Source organism: Oceanobacillus luteolus, assembly GCF_042678205.1.
Lineage (GTDB): Bacteria > Bacillota > Bacilli > Bacillales > Amphibacillaceae > Oceanobacillus > Oceanobacillus luteolus.
Genome location: NZ_JBHUDE010000018.1, coordinates 75,656 through 91,285, shown reverse-complemented (window position 1 = coordinate 91,285; position 15,630 = coordinate 75,656). Strand labels below are relative to the sequence as shown.

Genomic DNA, 15,630 nt, shown 5'->3' with positions numbered 1-15,630 from the left:
AAGACCGATAATGATAAATTTGACTCAAAAAAGGATCCTAGCAAAGTTTTGATTGCTTGGATCCTTTTTAATTACTGTTTTCGGCTAGTTATGTCCCAGCCTCTATTTTTTTCTTTGTATGCCTATTGACAATAAACTCATCCACTATTATAGTTATACACATGAGTGTAACACCGTAATACCATAGAACGACTAAAGGAGGGTCGGCCGATGAGAAATATATTCACCGAAGATAAACCCATCTATCTTCAAGTTCGTGAGCAGATTGAAGATCAAATCATCAATAAACAATTACAAGCAGGTGACCAGGCGCCTTCAATAAATCAACTTGTAAATTTTTTTAAAATCAATCACCAGACCGTCTCAAAAGGAGTTAATCAGCTTGTGGAAGAAGAAATTCTTTATAAGAAAAGAGGGATTGGAATGTTCGTTTCAGAAGGAGCTAGGGAAAAACTTCTCGTCAAACGACGCCAATTATTCATTGAGGATCATATTGTGAACCTTGTACAGGAAGCTAAGAAATTAGAAATAACCGATGAAGAAATTTTGAAGTTTATCAAGCAAGTAAAAGGAAGTGAAAAAGAATGAATATAGTCGCTAGAAATCTCAACTTCGCTTATGGACGTCATGAGCATGTTCTGAAGGATATTAATTTCGAGATCAATGAACCTAAAATCTATGGTCTATTGGGTAGAAATGGTGCGGGTAAAACATCGCTTCTCTCCATTATCGGCTCCTTCCGTGAACCAACTTCAGGCGAATTATTGATAAAAGGTGAAGCTCCCTTTGAAAATGCAGAAGTGATGCAGCAGGTAACTTTTATGTACAGTAAAGATTTCAGCAGTGAAACAGAAAATGCCAAGTCCTTGTTGAAGGATTCCAATCGATACCGTCCGAATTTTGATTACGACTACGCATTGCAACTCGCCGAAAAATTCAAACTGGATTTGAAGAAACCATTATCTAAACTATCAAAAGGAAAGCAATCGATATTCAATGTGATTGTAGCACTAGCAAGCAGAACTCCAATTACGATATTTGATGAGGTTTATCTTGGTATGGATGCTCCGGCTCGAGATTTATTTTATAAAGAACTGCTAAAAGAACAAGAACTGCACCCTCGCATTATGATTCTATCCACACACCTCGTATCAGAAATGGATTATTTATTCGATGATGTACTGATCATAAAGGACGGAAAACTATTGCTCCACGAATCATATGAAGAATTATTATCACGGGGAGTCACACTAATTGGAAGTAAGCAGGCAGTGGATACTTTCAGCAACGGAAAAGATATTATTCACCACGAACAATTAGGCGATACACATTCTGTCACCCTCTACGGAGCATTCGGTGAGGATGAAAAACAACGCGCCAAACAGCAAGGGCTACAAGTCGGCCATAGTTCATTGCATGACTTGTTTATTCAACTCACAAAGGAGGAGGATTGAGATGAACAAACCTATACCGTTCTCACGAGTCGGTTTTGATTTACTGCAAGCACAGCTCATCTGGACATTATGGTATTTGGGGATACTCGTCCTTGTCAATATTGTCAGACTTGTATTCTCTGCAGATGAAATCGATACATTTTATAATCATGCTTTTGTTGCAAGTAACGTTTATATGCTCGTAATAGGGATAATTTCAATTTACTTCCTTCCCTACTTTGTAGAAAATGGAATAACTAGAAAAAACTATTTTTACGGGAATATCATCGCTAGCATATGCTTATCGATATTAATACCTATTATTGCTTATGTTATTACCATTTTTGAAGGACTTGTGCTAAGTAACTTAAAACAATCTATGCTACATGCTGTGCCTGACCCGGATACAAATTTCATCGGTGATATATTTCAGAGCATCCTTCTTACTCCCCATGTTGATATGGAAGCAAACCTCTTATTATCACTAGGTTTATTCAGCATCAATATATTTGGATTTTACCTTATCGGTTGGCTGATTGGAACTGCCTTTTATCGATTAGGAGTAATTGGCGGCCTGTGCTTCATTGCCATATCACTTTTAATCATCGTAGCAAAGGATTCTTTCTTGAGAATAGCCATGGACCATCCATTATTTGAGAGTTTTTCAATCTTTGAAGCTGTGCCTGAAAGCATGGCATTGGTTCTCGTATTTATCATTCTATTGGTACCTATATTCCTTATCCGCCTCTTAACGAAACGAGCACCAGTTAAAATTTAAACACACAAAGAAGGGGGATAATCCCCCTTCTTTTATACTGATTCTGTATTCGGCTTAACTAATTTCTTTCTCAGCCAAGGCTGTGACTTCCAACGTCGATACGCGAAAATGCCTCTAAACCACTCATCCATTCCTTGTGCAAGCCAAACACCGAGCAGACCTAAACCAAGATGGATACCAAATAGATAACTGAAAACGACCGCAATCCCCCACATTGATATTATGCCGATCACAACTGGGAATCTTACATCTCCTACCGATTTCAGAGATCCCATCAACACCATGTTAAAGGCACGACCAGGTTCAATGAATACAATCGCCCAAAGGACGGGTACCGCAACCGCAATAATTAATGGGTCCTCTGTAAACATTCCAAGTAAACTCTCCCCAGTTAATGCAATAACTAATGAGATAACGAGGGAAACAAGGAAAGCAATTCTTAATGTTTTCAAGCCCCGCTTCAATGTTTTATCATACAATTGTGCTCCAACATAACGAGCCACCAAGATCTGTGTACCTTGAGAAATCGCAATTGAGAACATGAAACAGAACATGGATATATTTAAAATATAAACCCTAGCTGCTAAAGCGGCATCACCAATAATTGCTACAAAGCTTGTAATCACCACTTGTGAAAACTGATAGGAAAGCTGCTCCCCAGCTGAAGGGATACCAATACCCATCAAATTTTTCGTATTTGTTTTGTCTATTTTCAGAATGTCTTTCAGATTAAATTTAATCGCCAGACGTTTATAAACGAAAAACAACAGAGCAAAAACAAGAAATATCCTAGCCACGATGATCGCAACAGATACACCTACCACCCCTGTTACTGGAATGCCGGCAAAACCATATATAGCAATGAAGAAACCTATAATGCTGATTATATTCATAACTATCGTCACGAACATTGTTTCTCTCGTATAGCCATAGCTTCTGAGCATCGCACTTAATGCCAACGCTACCGATTCAATACATAAGGAAAGACCAGTAACGACTAAGAAAGTGTGCGCAAAATCATAAACTTCCCCGCTCAATCCATAGAAGTTTAAAAATATACCACCGAATAAAATTACAACAATGGTCATCGCAATACCAATCCAGAAATTCAACCCAAATGCAGATCTTGCATAATTTCGGGCCACCTTAATATTATCGGCTCCAAGGTTCTGCCCAATTAAAATCGTTGCACCAATTGCAGTAACGTTAAAAATAAGAATAAATATGTTCATAATTTGGTTGGCTACACCAACCCCAGCAACCGCATTATCGGAATACCCACTCAAAATCAAAGTAGCAATAATCCCTACACTCATATGTAGAGAAATTTCAATAAAGAGCGGCCATGTAATACTGAACAGTGACTGTTCCTGATATTTATTTGTTTTTACACTCAATGGTAATCGTTTCTCCTTTACGATTATTTCGTTCTCCTAATTTATAAGCAACACTTTTCCAGCAAAAAAGACCGCCCAAAAGTTCGTAAAACCACGATCTTCCGCGACAGCCCACATCAACATTAGCATATTCCACTATTCGTTTCCCTATTAGTAAGAGTTTTTGTTTTTATAATTTCTGCATTAGAATATTATATCATAAACCATGCACTTTTCAACCAAAAAATAAAAAGGAAAAACGCAACCTGCGAATTTCCTTTTTTCTTAATCTATTACTGATTTCGTTTATTCTTGTTATGAATTTGATTCGTATCGAAATCCTCTGCAATTTCCGTTTGATAGTTAAACCCTCTTTTGTATTTTTGTTCCTCCTGATCAGGAAACACATTGGCCTCCACATATCGATGGAAAAATATTTCAAAAAAAGTTACACCGATGGCTGCTAATAAAGAAGCCGTAAAGGTATTATCAATCGCAGTCATATTTTCTATATACAAGTAAATTACGGCCCAAGCAAGCCCGAAGTCTGCAATCGTTCCTATTGTATTATTTGTCTTTGGCAGGATAAATAAATCACCAAGCAAATATGCCAACGCCCCTAAGATAATCGATAAAACCAACACTTGCGTAAATGTCATACCAAAACTGAATCCTAAAATCAAATATAATATAGCCACGGCACCGACGAACTTAATCAAAAATGCTCTCAAGTGTTTGTTCAAGTTGAAACCTCCTTTTATTCCAAGCCTGTGAGTAAAAACTGAGCTATTGCTATTTCGCTAACTTCAAAGCTGCTTTCGATGCCTTTAATTCCACTTTCAACTGTTTATCGAAATCTCTAGGATGGTAGTAGCCTTTCTTTATCATGTATTGACTGATTTGCTTATGGGTTTGGATAGCATCATTTAATTGACCACGGAGCAATGTACGTACCTCAGGGGTTACAGATTCCGTTAAAGCAAAGGTCAAATTTCTAACCGCTGCTTTGGATGAAATCAGAAAATCGAGAGCAATTACTTGATCTGTCATTCCGCTCATACCTGCAATTTTTTGGAGCATATTCGTCACATGACCACCTCCCTACTCTTTAATAATTCATTAATTTGGTCGACATGCTGCTTTCCTGCCGACACTTCCATCGTAAGAATGTTTTTGAGCTCTTCACATCCCACTAATCCCTGCATAACTGCAGCTTTTGTTAGACTTAGATTTTTTAAAGCCAAGACTTCCTGCAGTTCCATTCTTTCATGGAGAGCTAATTTCTTCTTCATGACTTCACCTCTAATCAAACATTTTTCATAGCTTTTGCGATATCCTCCATTACTATTCAATTTCTTTTATCGCATAATCTAGCAACGCCTTCAGGAACCCTATTCAATATGTATAGGATGGAATTTTCGTGGAAAAGTAGGATTACTTAAATCAGGAGGTTATGCATATGGAGAAAGATCACTTGGCTTACCATGAAACTGTCGATACTCATGAACTTTTGAACTTGAGGACTATAGGATTACTCAAGTCCAAGCTGATGCAGGGAGTAGTCTTTGACCAGGAATTGCGCAAATTAATGCAAAAAAATGTAGAGACATCGATTATGGATATGAAAGAATTGAAACGATTATATCCTGAGAAAAGTCCGGAGTGAGGTGACAACCATGAATGATTATTTAGATCCAATTAACGCCGTGGGAATGCCCGAAAAGATTGATTCTGCGATCGCACTAGATTTATTGCTGACCGTGAAAGAAGCAATCCGCAATTATTCCGTTGCCTTAACGGAAACTACGAGTCCGGAACTCAGAACTACACTCCACCACCAAATGGAAGCTATGATTGATTTCCAAACTGAAGTGATTCAGCTCATGGCCGATAAAAAATGGTTTCATCCGTATGACTTGGATGAACAACAAATACTAGACTTGAAATCAGCTCAGAATGCAATAGAAATAGCTGCATTGAACCTTTTCCCAGACAACAACAACCGAAAAGGACTGTTCCCTACACCACCAAAATAAACGTAAGAAAGGAGTCAAATGATGAAAGCAGTCACCTATCAAGGAGTTAAAAATGTAGTAGTCAAAAATGTAGAAGCTCCCAGAATTCAGAAGCCAGATGATATCATCGTCCGCCTTACAAGTACTGCGATTTGCGGTTCCGACCTGCATCTTATTCATGGAATGATACCAAACCTTCAGGAAGATTATATTATTGGCCATGAACCGATGGGCATAGTGGAAGAAGCGAGCCCAGAAGTTAAAAATGTTAAAAAGGGAGATCGGGTCGTTATTCCCTTCAATATAAGTTGTGGCGAATGCTGGTACTGCATACATGAACTGGAAAGCCAATGTGATAACTCTAACGATAATGGCGAAATGGGTGCATATTTCGGTTACAGCGGGACAGCTGGTGGCTATCCAGGTGCACAAGCAGAGTACTTAAGAGTTCCATATGCAAATTTCACTGCTTTTAAAGTTCCCGATGATAGTGAAGTGGATGATGATAATCTACTCTTACTATCTGATGCAGGTACGACCGCTTATTGGAGTGTGGACAACTCCGGGATGAAAGAAGGAGACACAGTCGTTATTCTTGGTGCGGGACCCGTTGGTTTACTGGCACAAAAGTTTGCCTGGTTAAAAGGTGCAAAAAGAGTAATCGCTGTAGATTATGTTGGATACCGATTAGAACATGCGAAGCGGACGAATAACGTAGAAATAATTAATTTTGAAGACCATGAAAATGTAGGTTCCCATTTACATGAAATCACTAAAGGTGGAGCTGACGTGGTCATTGATTGTGTTGGTATGGATGGAAAAATGAGTGACCTCGAATTTCTTGCCACCGGACTCAGGCTTCATGGTGGTTCGATGGGCGCACTAGTTATCGCAAGTCAAGCGGTTAGAAAAGGCGGCAATATCCAGGTTACTGGTGCCTATGCAGCTAGATACAACGCCTTCCCATTAGGCGATATCTTTCAGCGCAACGTAAATCTAAGAACAGGTCAAGCACCCGTCATTCATTACATGCCCCATCTATATAAACTCATTGCTGATGGCAAGGTTGATTTAAGTGATATCATTACCCATCCGCTACCTTTGGAAGAAGCAGCATATGGATATGAAATTTTCGATGCTAAGCTGGATAATTGTATAAAAGTAGTTTTAAAACCGTAACGCAATTGCCATATATTGGATGTTCCGTTCTAGAGAGAGTTATGATATAATATTCTTCTATATTTATATAGAAGGAGGATGCCGCATGGCAAAAAAAGCATTAGTGGTAAAACAACAAAAGCCACAGAAATTTGCAGTTCGCGAATATAGCCGTTGCAAACAGTGCGGCAGACCACACAGTGTACTACGTAAATTTGAATTGTGTCGTATCTGCCTTCGTGAATATGCATATAAAGGACAACTTCCTGGCTTGAAGAAAGCTAGCTGGTAATATATAGAGATAAAACGGTGAGAATATTTTTATTCTCGCCGTTTTTTTACATAAAGCAAAATAAAACCTGGATAAGCAATTTATTGCTAAACTGCTTATCCAGGTTTATATATCATAACTTAGCGATTATTGTTAGGAAAAATCTTGTCCGCAAAATTTTCCCCTCGAAGAATAGTGTATCCCGTTTGACAAAAATCACTCAAAAATTCTTATAATGTTTTATTATCAGTTTCTGCTCTTAATTTAAATTGAAGTGGATTCAGTTGTTCCCATGCATTTCCTACTTGCAGTAATTGTTGTTCAGATAAATGCCTGCCTATAAATTGCATACCTGCTGGAAGTCCGTTGCTATCTATTCCCATAGGTACGGCTAAGGCTGGAACGCCTGTTAAATTAACCGGTACAGTAAATGGCAGTGTTCGCTTTACAACATCTAAATTTTGCTTCACCCAGTTTGCTTGAAATTTTGGAGTCTTAATAGGTATCGTTGGCCCGAGCAACATATCCACTTCTTGAAATGCCTTCTCAAATGCTTGAACCATTCTTCTTCTTGCCTGTTGTGCTTGAACATATTTTCTTCCTTCCATTAATGATCCAGCCAAAAAAAATGAACGAATATCTGGAGAATAATCTTCCGGGTGTGTTTTTAACCATTCGTTGTGAAAGGCAGCCGCCTCACTGCCTACAGTCAAATATCCAGAAAATGTGGACATCTCCAGTTCGGGAATCTCCAGTTCTTTTACCTCTGCACCTAGATACTGTAACTGGACGACTGCCCTTCGAAACAACATTGCTATATCCTCATCTAATCCCTTAACATAGTAGGTGGGAATCCCAATTTTGATTCCTTTTATATCATTATGGATTGCCTCTGAATAATTAGGTAGTGGAACACGTAAAATTGCTGGATCGTTCGGGTCATATCCTGCCATAACTTGTAGCATAATTGCCAAATCGCCAACCGATCGCGCCATTGGTCCAACCGTGTCCAATGACCATGCGGAAGGGAAAACTCTAAAGGTACTGACTAGTCCATAAGTGGGTTTTAAACCGTACACCCCGCACATTGACGCTGGTAAACGAATGGACCCGAATGTATCACTGCCTGTTGCAAGTGTAGCCAGCCCAGCTGCTAAAGAAGCTGTCCCTCCCCCACTTGAACCTCCTGGCATATATTCGAGATTCCAAGGATTACGAGTGGTTCCAAAAAAAGGATTAGTTCCAGTAGAGCCCGCAGCAAGCTCATGCATATTCTGTTTACCGAGCATAATGACACCGCCATGTAACAATTTGTTCACGACAGTTGCCGATTCACTAGGAAAAAAATCTGCAAAAAGTTTTGACCCATCCGTCGTTCTAATACCCTTCGTAAATTTATTGTCCTTTATTCCAACACCAATACCATGTAATGGTCCTAAATATTCTCCTTTCATAATTTTATTTTCCGCGTCCTTTGCCTGAATTATAGCCAATTCCTCCAGTGGTGTAATGTATGTCCTAAGTGTCCCGTCCATTTGCCTGATACGCTGTAACATATGTTTTGTCAGTTCTACTGGCGAAAGCTGTTTTCCTTTGATATATTTCCCCAGTTCTCTAGCTGTCATTAAAGAAAGATCGTTCATTTCAATAGCTCCTTATCTACAACTGTAATGGGAACTTCCATATTTAAATACGGAGCATTTGCCAAAGGTTGCTCTGCTTTCTGTACCGTCAATAATATGTCTTTTATAAAGACAAGATCAGACTCAATCACTGGAAAACCTTGTGCTTGTAAGTTGTTCTTTATTAAGAATTCACCCATACCTTCAACCCCTTAAGATGATGTCGCGCTATACTATATGAATGCCTATTTGAATTGTGCAAATTTAGTTCTAGACAGAGGTTATCATTCATAGCTATAACATTGGGTGATTAATTGAAAAAGGTGGGTATGCTATGGATGATAAGTCTTCAAAAGATAAAAAACAGACAGACCAGCCTAGAGCCGAAAATGCAAAGCAGCAACAACTGGACCATTTCCGGATCCGAGATACAGGAAATCCATTAACTACAAAGCAAAACCTAAAGGTATCCAATGATTCGGAAACATTAAAGGCTGGGGTACGTGGACCGCAACTGACCGAGGATTTTTATTTTCAAGAGAAAATGGGGCATTTCAATCGGGAAGAGATTCCTGAGAGAGTGGTGCATGCAAGAGGATATGGAGCGTACGGTGAGTTTGAGTGTTATCAATCAATGAGTCATGTGACAGAGGCAGGTTTCTTACAAGAAGCTGGAAAGAAGACCCCGACGATTGTCCGCTTCTCAACGGTTCAAGGTCCAAAAGGTTCTTATGATACGGCAAGAGATTTACGCTGTAAAGGGGTCAAATTTTACACAGAGGAAGGGAATTATGACTTAACAACGATTGCCATGCCGGTATTAATCATACAAGATCCAATGAAATTCCCTGATGTGATGCATGCATATCAAAATAAGCAGGATGAAGGAATTCCTACCGCCACCGGTGCCCATGACAGGTTCTGGGACTTTGTAGCAAGTAATCCGGAGTCCATCCATATGGTGACCTGGATTATGTCAGACCGTGGTGTCCTTAGAAGTTATCGTGAGATGGAGTCTTGGTCGATTAATACGTATATATTCATGAATGACCAAGGCAAAGGAACTTTCGTAAGGTTTGTTTGGAAGCCGGTTGATGGCGTTCATTCCTTGCTAAATGATGAAGCTTTAAAAATCGGTGGGTTAGATCCTGATTATCACCGTCGCGATCTCCGTTTATCCATTGACCTCGGGTATTATCCGGAATACGAGCTTGGTGTACAAATGCTTGAAATGGAAGATGAGTTTAAATTTGATTTTGATATTCTTGATCCTGCGAAGTTTTGGCCGGAAGAATTGATACCGGTTCAAAAAATCGGAAAGTTAACCTTGAATCGTAACGTGGATAATGAGTTTGCTGAATTGGAACAAGTTGCATTCAATCCTGCGAATGTTGTTCCTGGAATAGGTTTCTCTAATGACCCCGTCCTACAAGGAAGGTTATTTGCATATCGTGACACACAGCATCACCGTCTAGGAAGCGCGAACCACGATGAATTGCCAGTAAACCGTCCACTTTGTCCATTTCATAACAATACCCGTCGCGGATTTATGCGTCACCGGATTGACGTTGACCAAATAAATTATCGTAATAACTCCTTAGCTGGCAACACACCGTACGTTACTCCACCAGAAGAGGGCGGTTATAAAGAATATCCGAAACGTGTGGAAGGCCATGTCATCCGGGGACGAAGCCCATCATTTAATGACTTTTTTACTCAGCCTAGAATATTCTGGAACAGTTTGACTCCGGTGGAGAAACAACATACGATAGAAGCCTTCAGTTTTCAGCTTGGAAAAGTAAAAACCGAGTCTGTCCGTCAAAAGAATGTCGATCTCCTTGTGAATGTGGATAGGGAAATGGCGTCCATTATTGCTGATAATATCGGTGTAAGAAGACCAAGCGGAGATAATGTACCTGTCTCAACAAGTTATCCTTCTCTAAGTCAGGCAAATACTCCAAAGTATGCGAGGATGCAAAAAGTAGGAGTTTTGATTGGAGACGGATTTAATGATCAGGAAGTAAATGACGTGCTAAATGAATTGAGAAGAAATCAAACTGTCATCCGAATTATAAGCCAAACATTAGGAACGGTCACAGGTTCAGGTGGTACAAAGCTCCGGGTCGACGAAACATTCTTGACTTCCAGCCCTTATCTCATGGACACTCTCTATGTAGTAGGGGGAACTTCCAAAACACAAGATAGATTTAATGCGAATATCGCCGATTATATTCGTGTGGCTTATACACATTACAAGCCAATAGGGGTCGCCTCTACCGGACAATCATATATTCAACCATCACCTGGAAACAACTTAGCCGGAGTCGTCTTCGCAAACAATAACCCTAATTTTGCTCGGGACTTTGTTGCGGCAATCACACAACAGCGTTTCTGGGATCGGACATAATAAAAGGTAGAAAGGATAATTTTGATATCCTTTCCACTTAATTTATTGACCTAATTAATCTTCCCAATAAAATAAAGCATCCATTACCTTATACTCTCGTGAATCACGATAAAGCGTCGCAATACTCGTTCGAAAATCTAAAGGTAGTTCCGCAACTTTTTGGTCAAGCACTTGATAATCAAATTCCTCTAAAGTTTGAATAATTTGCTGTTCCAGACACTTGAATTTTTCAGTTAACTGCAAGCGGTGTAATCCATCGAGCAATGTTCCCGACCCACCTGATAAGACTTCACCTGTACTCTTCCTGTATTTCCTAGATCGTTCATCTTCCCCCATTATAACTACCGGTGCCAAGCGACAAACATTAATAATCATTCCGTTTATTTGGATTTCTTGGATGTCCCGCCATTCCTCCAATACAGTTACATCCTCTTTCCGGTAACAGTACAATTCAACAAAAGAAGCATATCCGCTTCCAAAATGATCCCATTCCGCTTCGATGATAAGGTTCGGAATCCGTTTTAAATGGTAAAACAAACGCCGGATATGTGCTTCTATTTCTTGAGGATTATTTGTATGATAGGGAAAGACATGCCCTATAGCCTCACCTGAGATTACCTGTTTTAATTCTTCTTTTGTAAACATAAACTTTCACCCATTCGTCATCCACTCACGTTGGAATTACAGCTATAATACCATATTTTTAATATAGTAATTTTAAAAAAGAAGTATTGCACAAAAAACTGCCTATGAGAGTTTTCTCATAAGCAGTTTCACAATACCTATTCATCACTTCCGCGATAACGCTCATACGGCAGAGTATTCCATGTACGGTACTCTAGCTGGTCTTTTTGGATTGGTGTAGAAAGGTCCTCAAATATCTTTCGTGCAACGTCCAATTCTTTCTTAGCTTCTTGCTTATCTTGGTACATAAATTCATCAGAAGCAGCCTCTGGCGCTTGTTCCACCTTCTCCTCCAGGTTCTCGACGACCATTTCTTGATGTCGATGGATCGTTTCCCTTGCTTCTGTCACCCAATCATCTTGGGCTGAACGATTGACATCGGTTACATAAGTAAATTCGTTATAAATATCTCGGTACACCCTATCAGCATTCTCCCTGACGTCGCGGGTGACTGCAATTAAGTCTTCAATCGTCAATTGCTCAGGCTCCAGCTCCTGTTTCCGCTTCGCACCGCCGAGGCGCTCGTTCTTCAAGTAAAACGGGAAGATACTCTTAATCGTTTTACCAACTGGATTAATTGCCATCTGATTTTCATCAATACCTTTAGGCTGGATACCTTGCATTGCAATCCGCGCTGACTCTGGACGTACGATTTCTTTCGGTGGAAGTATACCGTATCGTAGAAGCTCACGGATACCTGTTCCAGAAATATTGATGCGATACTTATCATCATGCGGGCAAGTATATTCAGATGCTGGACTATCGCAACGTGTGCAATAAAATACTTCATGGAATAAACGAATGTCTATGCCGAGCTCCTCTGGTTTGAACGTATCAAAAATATTATGGGCTGCATACTTATCGTAGTAATCACCGATACCTGCATGGTCCCTTCCGATTAATGCATGAGTACATCCATAATTCTTCATAATCAGAGCGTGAAGTACTGCTTCGCGTGGACCAGCAAATATATACGTTACCCGAAGTGGAGCAAGAATTGTCCTTTCTTTTGGATAATATGTCTCGAGTACACTACGGTATGCAAGCATCCGGAATTCATGGCGGGTATACTCACGTTTTGCCATTTCCACTAGTGGCTGAACAAATAGCCCATCCAATTCTTCCAGTGCATTACGGTGGATATATTCATGACCGCGATGGAGTGGGTTTGCCCCAGTTATAAATCCACCTACGGAATTGAACTTTTTCTCTTCATAGAAAAGTTTCCACGTCTCTTTCGGCTCCATTCGAATACTTTCGAACGGGCCCCAATGGACACGGCGCAATAAATGAATCGTTCCTCCGAGTGCTGTATCACCCATTCTCCGGTAAATCGAATCTACTCCCGGATGATCACGATCAGTCGTGCCAAATAATTGTTCTGCCCGAAATTCTCTATCATAATCAAAAATATCTTCAATCGTTAAAATGGCCACTGGCTGCCTCGAATGATCGGCAAGCGCAATCTCATCACCGACTTTTAAAGACTTGATAATCTCTTTATTTTTATCGCCAATCGGTGCAAAGCTTAATGGTACTGGCCAAACAACCCCATTGCTTAATCGCCCTTCAGTAAGAACGGATTTATAATCAGCCTCATTCATAAAGCCTTTATTTGGCGATAAGACCCCTGTCGCAATCATTTCTAATGTTATGACGGCTTCCAAGTCCACCATAATCATTGGTAAATGGTTCGCCTTTTCAAGCGCCGCCTCAAGCTCTTCCCCTGCAAGCACTTGATTCACTAACTCACCACCATGTGGTTGTTGTGGATATCTAAGCTTTTTTGAATCATCTAACACCTTTTGACTCATAAATCTTCCTCCTCTATTTATCTATATACAATATATTCTATGTTTCTATTTCTATCTCCTGCATAAAAGTTCGTTTATCTTGGACCCCTATAACCTGTATTCGCTCTTACCTTAACCTCTGCATATCGAACCGGGTCATATTCCTTAGATAAAACGGTTCCTAAATAACCTGCTAGGAACCCTAGAGGTACACTAACAATCGCCGGATTGGAAATAGGGAAAATCGGTTCACCAACAAATAGTGCCGCTCCCTCTACTGGTGAAAATACACTTGGACTCATCGAGACTAAGATGAGTGCTGACAATAATCCGGTAAGAAGTGCAGATACGGCCCCAGTTGTATTGAAACGCTTCCAATATACCGTATAGAGAATAACTGGCAAGTTAGCACTCGCTGCTATACAGAATGCTAAGGACACAAGAAACGCTACGTTCAAATACTGTGCTCCTAGTGCAAGAAGGATGGAAATGACTGATACAGCCAACGACGCATTGCGGGCTGCCAACATTTGCTGACGGTCGGTCGCTTTTCCTTTTTTAATGATCTGGCCATAAATATCATGAGCAAATGCGGAGGCACCAGATAAAACGAGACCTGCCACTACTGCTAAAATGGTTGCAAATGCTACCGCACAAATAAATGCGAATAGCATGTCTCCCCCAATTGCCTGTGCAAGTAACGGTGCTGCCATGTTTCCACCTGGGTTAGCAGCAAGAATCGAATTTTGCCCAACGAATGCTGCTGCACCAAAACCTAAGAATAACGTTAAAATATAGAAAAGTCCTATCGTCCATGTCGCAGTAATCACCGAGCTTCTTGCAGTTTTTGCATCTTTAACGGTGAAGAAACGCATAAGGATATGTGGTAATCCCGCTGTACCAAGAACAAGAGCAAGCATTAATGATATCGTGCCTAGTGGCTCTGTATAAAGAATTCCTGGCTTCAAATAGTCAGCACCATGATTTGTCGCAGTTTTAACAGCTGTAAACATGGATGAAATATTAAAGTTGAATTTCATTAAAACGAGGAAAGATATGACTACCATCCCAGCCATAAGAAGAACGGCTTTAGTAATCTGCACCCAACTAGTCGCAATCATTCCCCCAAATAATACATAAATCGTCATCATGACTCCGACGATCAATACTGCAATCCAATAATCGATTCCAAACAGCAATTGAATTAATGCACCTGCACCAACAAGTTGAGCAATCATGTAGAATAAGACAATCGTGATTGTACTTAGTGCCGCGGCCCCTCTAATTTTTTTCGCATCAAAACGGGAATTAATCATATCGGCAATAGTATATTTCCCAAGATTCCGTAGCGGCTCCGCTACCAGGAATAAGACAACCAAATAAGCGATTAGAAATCCGATACTATAAAAAAATCCATCAAAACCATTCAGTGCAATCATTCCGGCAATTCCGAGGAACGATGCAGCAGATAGATAATCTCCGGCAATCGCTAAACCATTTTGCCAGCCGGTTAATCCACCACCGGCTGTATAAAAATCTCCGGTACTTTTCGTACGTTTAGCTGCGTAATAGGTGATGACAAGGGTTAGTATGACGATAGCTAAGAAAAGAATAATAACTGTTGCATCCATCAACTATTACCTCCCTTTATCTGTTCATCGATAATATCCTCTGCCATCTCATCAAATCGATTCGCTTTTCGGACGTATAGTGTACACAATACCCATGTCATGACGAATTGGGCAATTGCAAACACCCACACCCATGATATATCACCGAAAAATGATGAATTAAGAAACGTTGTATATGAAGTGAGAATTGGAAGCGTAAAGTAAAAAATCAGAAAGAAAATCGTCCAAGGAACTATAAACTTTTTCTTACTCTTCATAAAGGATTTGAATTCCTTACTTTCTTCTACCTTAACGAAATCAATAGATTCCTTATTATCTTTTTCAACCTTAATTGGCTGTGTATTCATATTAGCCACCCTCTCCATTCTCCTGAGATTATAAATTCCCGAATCGCCGCTACCCGTATGCTTTACTACCTTCCGATAGACCTCCCCTCACTGAAAGCGCTTACTGGCAGTATAA

The 15,630-nt window shown here is 40.0% G+C and carries 18 protein-coding genes; 8 read left to right on the top strand and 10 right to left on the bottom strand.

The features are described from left to right. Positions 1-210: 210 nt before the first annotated feature. Genes ACFSBH_RS05375 through ACFSBH_RS05365 form a run of 3 tightly spaced genes read left to right on the top strand, consistent with a single transcriptional unit; the run spans position 211 to position 2,211 of the window. A complete protein-coding gene (locus ACFSBH_RS05375; protein ID WP_251511900.1) occupies positions 211-588 on the top strand; it encodes a GntR family transcriptional regulator in 378 nt (125 codons plus the stop codon). Next, positions 585-1,454: an ATP-binding cassette domain-containing protein gene (locus ACFSBH_RS05370; RefSeq protein ID WP_251511899.1), complete on the top strand. Its 870-nt coding sequence runs from the start codon at positions 585-587 to the stop codon at positions 1,452-1,454. The genes ACFSBH_RS05375 and ACFSBH_RS05370 overlap by 4 nt, the downstream gene beginning before the upstream one ends. A 1-nt stretch (position 1,455) precedes the next feature. After that, positions 1,456-2,211, top strand: a complete 756-nt coding sequence (locus ACFSBH_RS05365; RefSeq protein WP_379596415.1) for a hypothetical protein — start codon at positions 1,456-1,458, stop codon at positions 2,209-2,211. 32 nt (positions 2,212-2,243) lie between these two features. Here the strand turns inward: ACFSBH_RS05365 and ACFSBH_RS05360 are convergent, their stop codons facing one another. The 4 genes from ACFSBH_RS05360 to ACFSBH_RS05345 all read right to left on the bottom strand — a co-directional run bounded on the left by ACFSBH_RS05360 (position 2,244) and on the right by ACFSBH_RS05345 (position 4,879). After that, complete coding sequence (locus ACFSBH_RS05360) at positions 2,244-3,608, bottom strand: MATE family efflux transporter (RefSeq protein WP_251511897.1); 1,365 nt, start codon at positions 3,606-3,608, stop codon at positions 2,244-2,246. A gap of 272 nt (positions 3,609-3,880) precedes the next feature. Further along, the gene (locus ACFSBH_RS05355) at positions 3,881-4,330 is read right to left on the bottom strand and encodes a YndM family protein (protein ID WP_251511896.1); all 450 of its coding nucleotides are present in this window, start codon (positions 4,328-4,330) and stop codon (positions 3,881-3,883) included. 49 nt (positions 4,331-4,379) lie between these two features. After that, entirely contained in the window at positions 4,380-4,667 is a 288-nt protein-coding gene (locus tag ACFSBH_RS05350; protein ID WP_285853562.1) for a spore coat protein, read from the bottom strand. Between the two features lie 5 nt (positions 4,668-4,672). Continuing rightward, positions 4,673-4,879: a hypothetical protein gene (locus ACFSBH_RS05345; RefSeq protein ID WP_251511894.1), complete on the bottom strand. Its 207-nt coding sequence runs from the start codon at positions 4,877-4,879 to the stop codon at positions 4,673-4,675. Positions 4,880-5,046: 167 nt separating this feature from the next. Between ACFSBH_RS05345 and ACFSBH_RS05340 the strand changes: the two genes are divergently transcribed. The 4 genes from ACFSBH_RS05340 (at position 5,047) to ACFSBH_RS05325 (ending at position 7,052) form a co-directional block, all read left to right on the top strand. Continuing rightward, positions 5,047-5,253: a spore coat protein gene (locus ACFSBH_RS05340; RefSeq protein ID WP_251511893.1), complete on the top strand. Its 207-nt coding sequence runs from the start codon at positions 5,047-5,049 to the stop codon at positions 5,251-5,253. Between the two features lie 10 nt (positions 5,254-5,263). Next, positions 5,264-5,623 (top strand): spore coat protein, encoded by a 360-nt coding sequence (locus ACFSBH_RS05335; RefSeq protein ID WP_251511892.1) that lies wholly within the window; start codon positions 5,264-5,266, stop codon positions 5,621-5,623. A gap of 21 nt (positions 5,624-5,644) precedes the next feature. Next, positions 5,645-6,781 carry a zinc-dependent alcohol dehydrogenase gene (locus ACFSBH_RS05330; RefSeq protein WP_251511891.1) on the top strand — a complete coding sequence of 379 codons (1,137 nt, stop codon included), beginning with the start codon at positions 5,645-5,647 and terminating at the stop codon, positions 6,779-6,781. Positions 6,782-6,866: 85 nt separating this feature from the next. Continuing rightward, entirely contained in the window at positions 6,867-7,052 is a 186-nt protein-coding gene (locus tag ACFSBH_RS05325) for a type Z 30S ribosomal protein S14 (protein WP_251511890.1), read from the top strand. Positions 7,053-7,261: 209 nt separating this feature from the next. Here ACFSBH_RS05325 and ACFSBH_RS05320 read toward each other — a convergent pair whose 3' ends face one another. Then, positions 7,262-8,674: an amidase gene (locus ACFSBH_RS05320; protein ID WP_251511889.1), complete on the bottom strand. Its 1,413-nt coding sequence runs from the start codon at positions 8,672-8,674 to the stop codon at positions 7,262-7,264. Next, positions 8,671-8,853: a hypothetical protein gene (locus ACFSBH_RS05315; RefSeq protein ID WP_251511888.1), complete on the bottom strand. Its 183-nt coding sequence runs from the start codon at positions 8,851-8,853 to the stop codon at positions 8,671-8,673. The genes ACFSBH_RS05320 and ACFSBH_RS05315 overlap by 4 nt, the downstream gene beginning before the upstream one ends. A 134-nt stretch (positions 8,854-8,987) precedes the next feature. Here ACFSBH_RS05315 and ACFSBH_RS05310 point away from each other — a divergent pair, with 134 nt between their 5' ends. Continuing rightward, positions 8,988-11,060: a catalase gene (locus ACFSBH_RS05310; protein ID WP_379596410.1), complete on the top strand. Its 2,073-nt coding sequence runs from the start codon at positions 8,988-8,990 to the stop codon at positions 11,058-11,060. Positions 11,061-11,114: 54 nt separating this feature from the next. Here ACFSBH_RS05310 and ACFSBH_RS05305 read toward each other — a convergent pair whose 3' ends face one another. From ACFSBH_RS05305 to ACFSBH_RS05290, 4 genes are all read right to left on the bottom strand, one after another. Then, positions 11,115-11,705 carry a hypothetical protein gene (locus ACFSBH_RS05305; protein ID WP_379596408.1) on the bottom strand — a complete coding sequence of 197 codons (591 nt, stop codon included), beginning with the start codon at positions 11,703-11,705 and terminating at the stop codon, positions 11,115-11,117. A 137-nt stretch (positions 11,706-11,842) separates the two neighbouring features. Continuing rightward, positions 11,843-13,558 (bottom strand): sulfate adenylyltransferase, encoded by a 1,716-nt coding sequence (locus tag ACFSBH_RS05300; RefSeq protein ID WP_379596406.1) that lies wholly within the window; start codon positions 13,556-13,558, stop codon positions 11,843-11,845. Positions 13,559-13,632: 74 nt separating this feature from the next. Beyond that, positions 13,633-15,168 carry a solute symporter family protein gene (locus tag ACFSBH_RS05295; RefSeq protein WP_379596404.1) on the bottom strand — a complete coding sequence of 512 codons (1,536 nt, stop codon included), beginning with the start codon at positions 15,166-15,168 and terminating at the stop codon, positions 13,633-13,635. After that, positions 15,168-15,515, bottom strand: coding sequence for a DUF485 domain-containing protein (locus ACFSBH_RS05290; protein ID WP_379596419.1), 348 nt, complete (start codon positions 15,513-15,515; stop codon positions 15,168-15,170). Before ACFSBH_RS05290 ends, ACFSBH_RS05295 begins: the two co-directional genes overlap by 1 nt. Between the last annotated feature and the right edge of the window lie 115 nt (positions 15,516-15,630).

Coding starts and splice junctions, on each gene's coding strand:
- ACFSBH_RS05330 (WP_251511891.1), top strand. CDS start 5,645: ATGAAAGCAGTCACCTATCAAGGAGTTAAAAATGTAGTAGTCAAAAAT.
- ACFSBH_RS05350 (WP_285853562.1), bottom strand. CDS start 4,667: ATGCTCCAAAAAATTGCAGGTATGAGCGGAATGACAGATCAAGTAATT.
- ACFSBH_RS05295 (WP_379596404.1), bottom strand. CDS start 15,168: ATGGATGCAACAGTTATTATTCTTTTCTTAGCTATCGTCATACTAACC.
- ACFSBH_RS05345 (WP_251511894.1), bottom strand. CDS start 4,879: ATGAAGAAGAAATTAGCTCTCCATGAAAGAATGGAACTGCAGGAAGTC.
- ACFSBH_RS05310 (WP_379596410.1), top strand. CDS start 8,988: ATGGATGATAAGTCTTCAAAAGATAAAAAACAGACAGACCAGCCTAGA.
- ACFSBH_RS05335 (WP_251511892.1), top strand. CDS start 5,264: ATGAATGATTATTTAGATCCAATTAACGCCGTGGGAATGCCCGAAAAG.
- ACFSBH_RS05375 (WP_251511900.1), top strand. CDS start 211: ATGAGAAATATATTCACCGAAGATAAACCCATCTATCTTCAAGTTCGT.
- ACFSBH_RS05370 (WP_251511899.1), top strand. CDS start 585: ATGAATATAGTCGCTAGAAATCTCAACTTCGCTTATGGACGTCATGAG.
- ACFSBH_RS05325 (WP_251511890.1), top strand. CDS start 6,867: ATGGCAAAAAAAGCATTAGTGGTAAAACAACAAAAGCCACAGAAATTT.
- ACFSBH_RS05365 (WP_379596415.1), top strand. CDS start 1,456: ATGAACAAACCTATACCGTTCTCACGAGTCGGTTTTGATTTACTGCAA.
- ACFSBH_RS05305 (WP_379596408.1), bottom strand. CDS start 11,705: ATGTTTACAAAAGAAGAATTAAAACAGGTAATCTCAGGTGAGGCTATA.
- ACFSBH_RS05320 (WP_251511889.1), bottom strand. CDS start 8,674: ATGAACGATCTTTCTTTAATGACAGCTAGAGAACTGGGGAAATATATC.
- ACFSBH_RS05315 (WP_251511888.1), bottom strand. CDS start 8,853: ATGGGTGAATTCTTAATAAAGAACAACTTACAAGCACAAGGTTTTCCA.
- ACFSBH_RS05290 (WP_379596419.1), bottom strand. CDS start 15,515: ATGAATACACAGCCAATTAAGGTTGAAAAAGATAATAAGGAATCTATT.
- ACFSBH_RS05340 (WP_251511893.1), top strand. CDS start 5,047: ATGGAGAAAGATCACTTGGCTTACCATGAAACTGTCGATACTCATGAA.
- ACFSBH_RS05300 (WP_379596406.1), bottom strand. CDS start 13,558: ATGAGTCAAAAGGTGTTAGATGATTCAAAAAAGCTTAGATATCCACAA.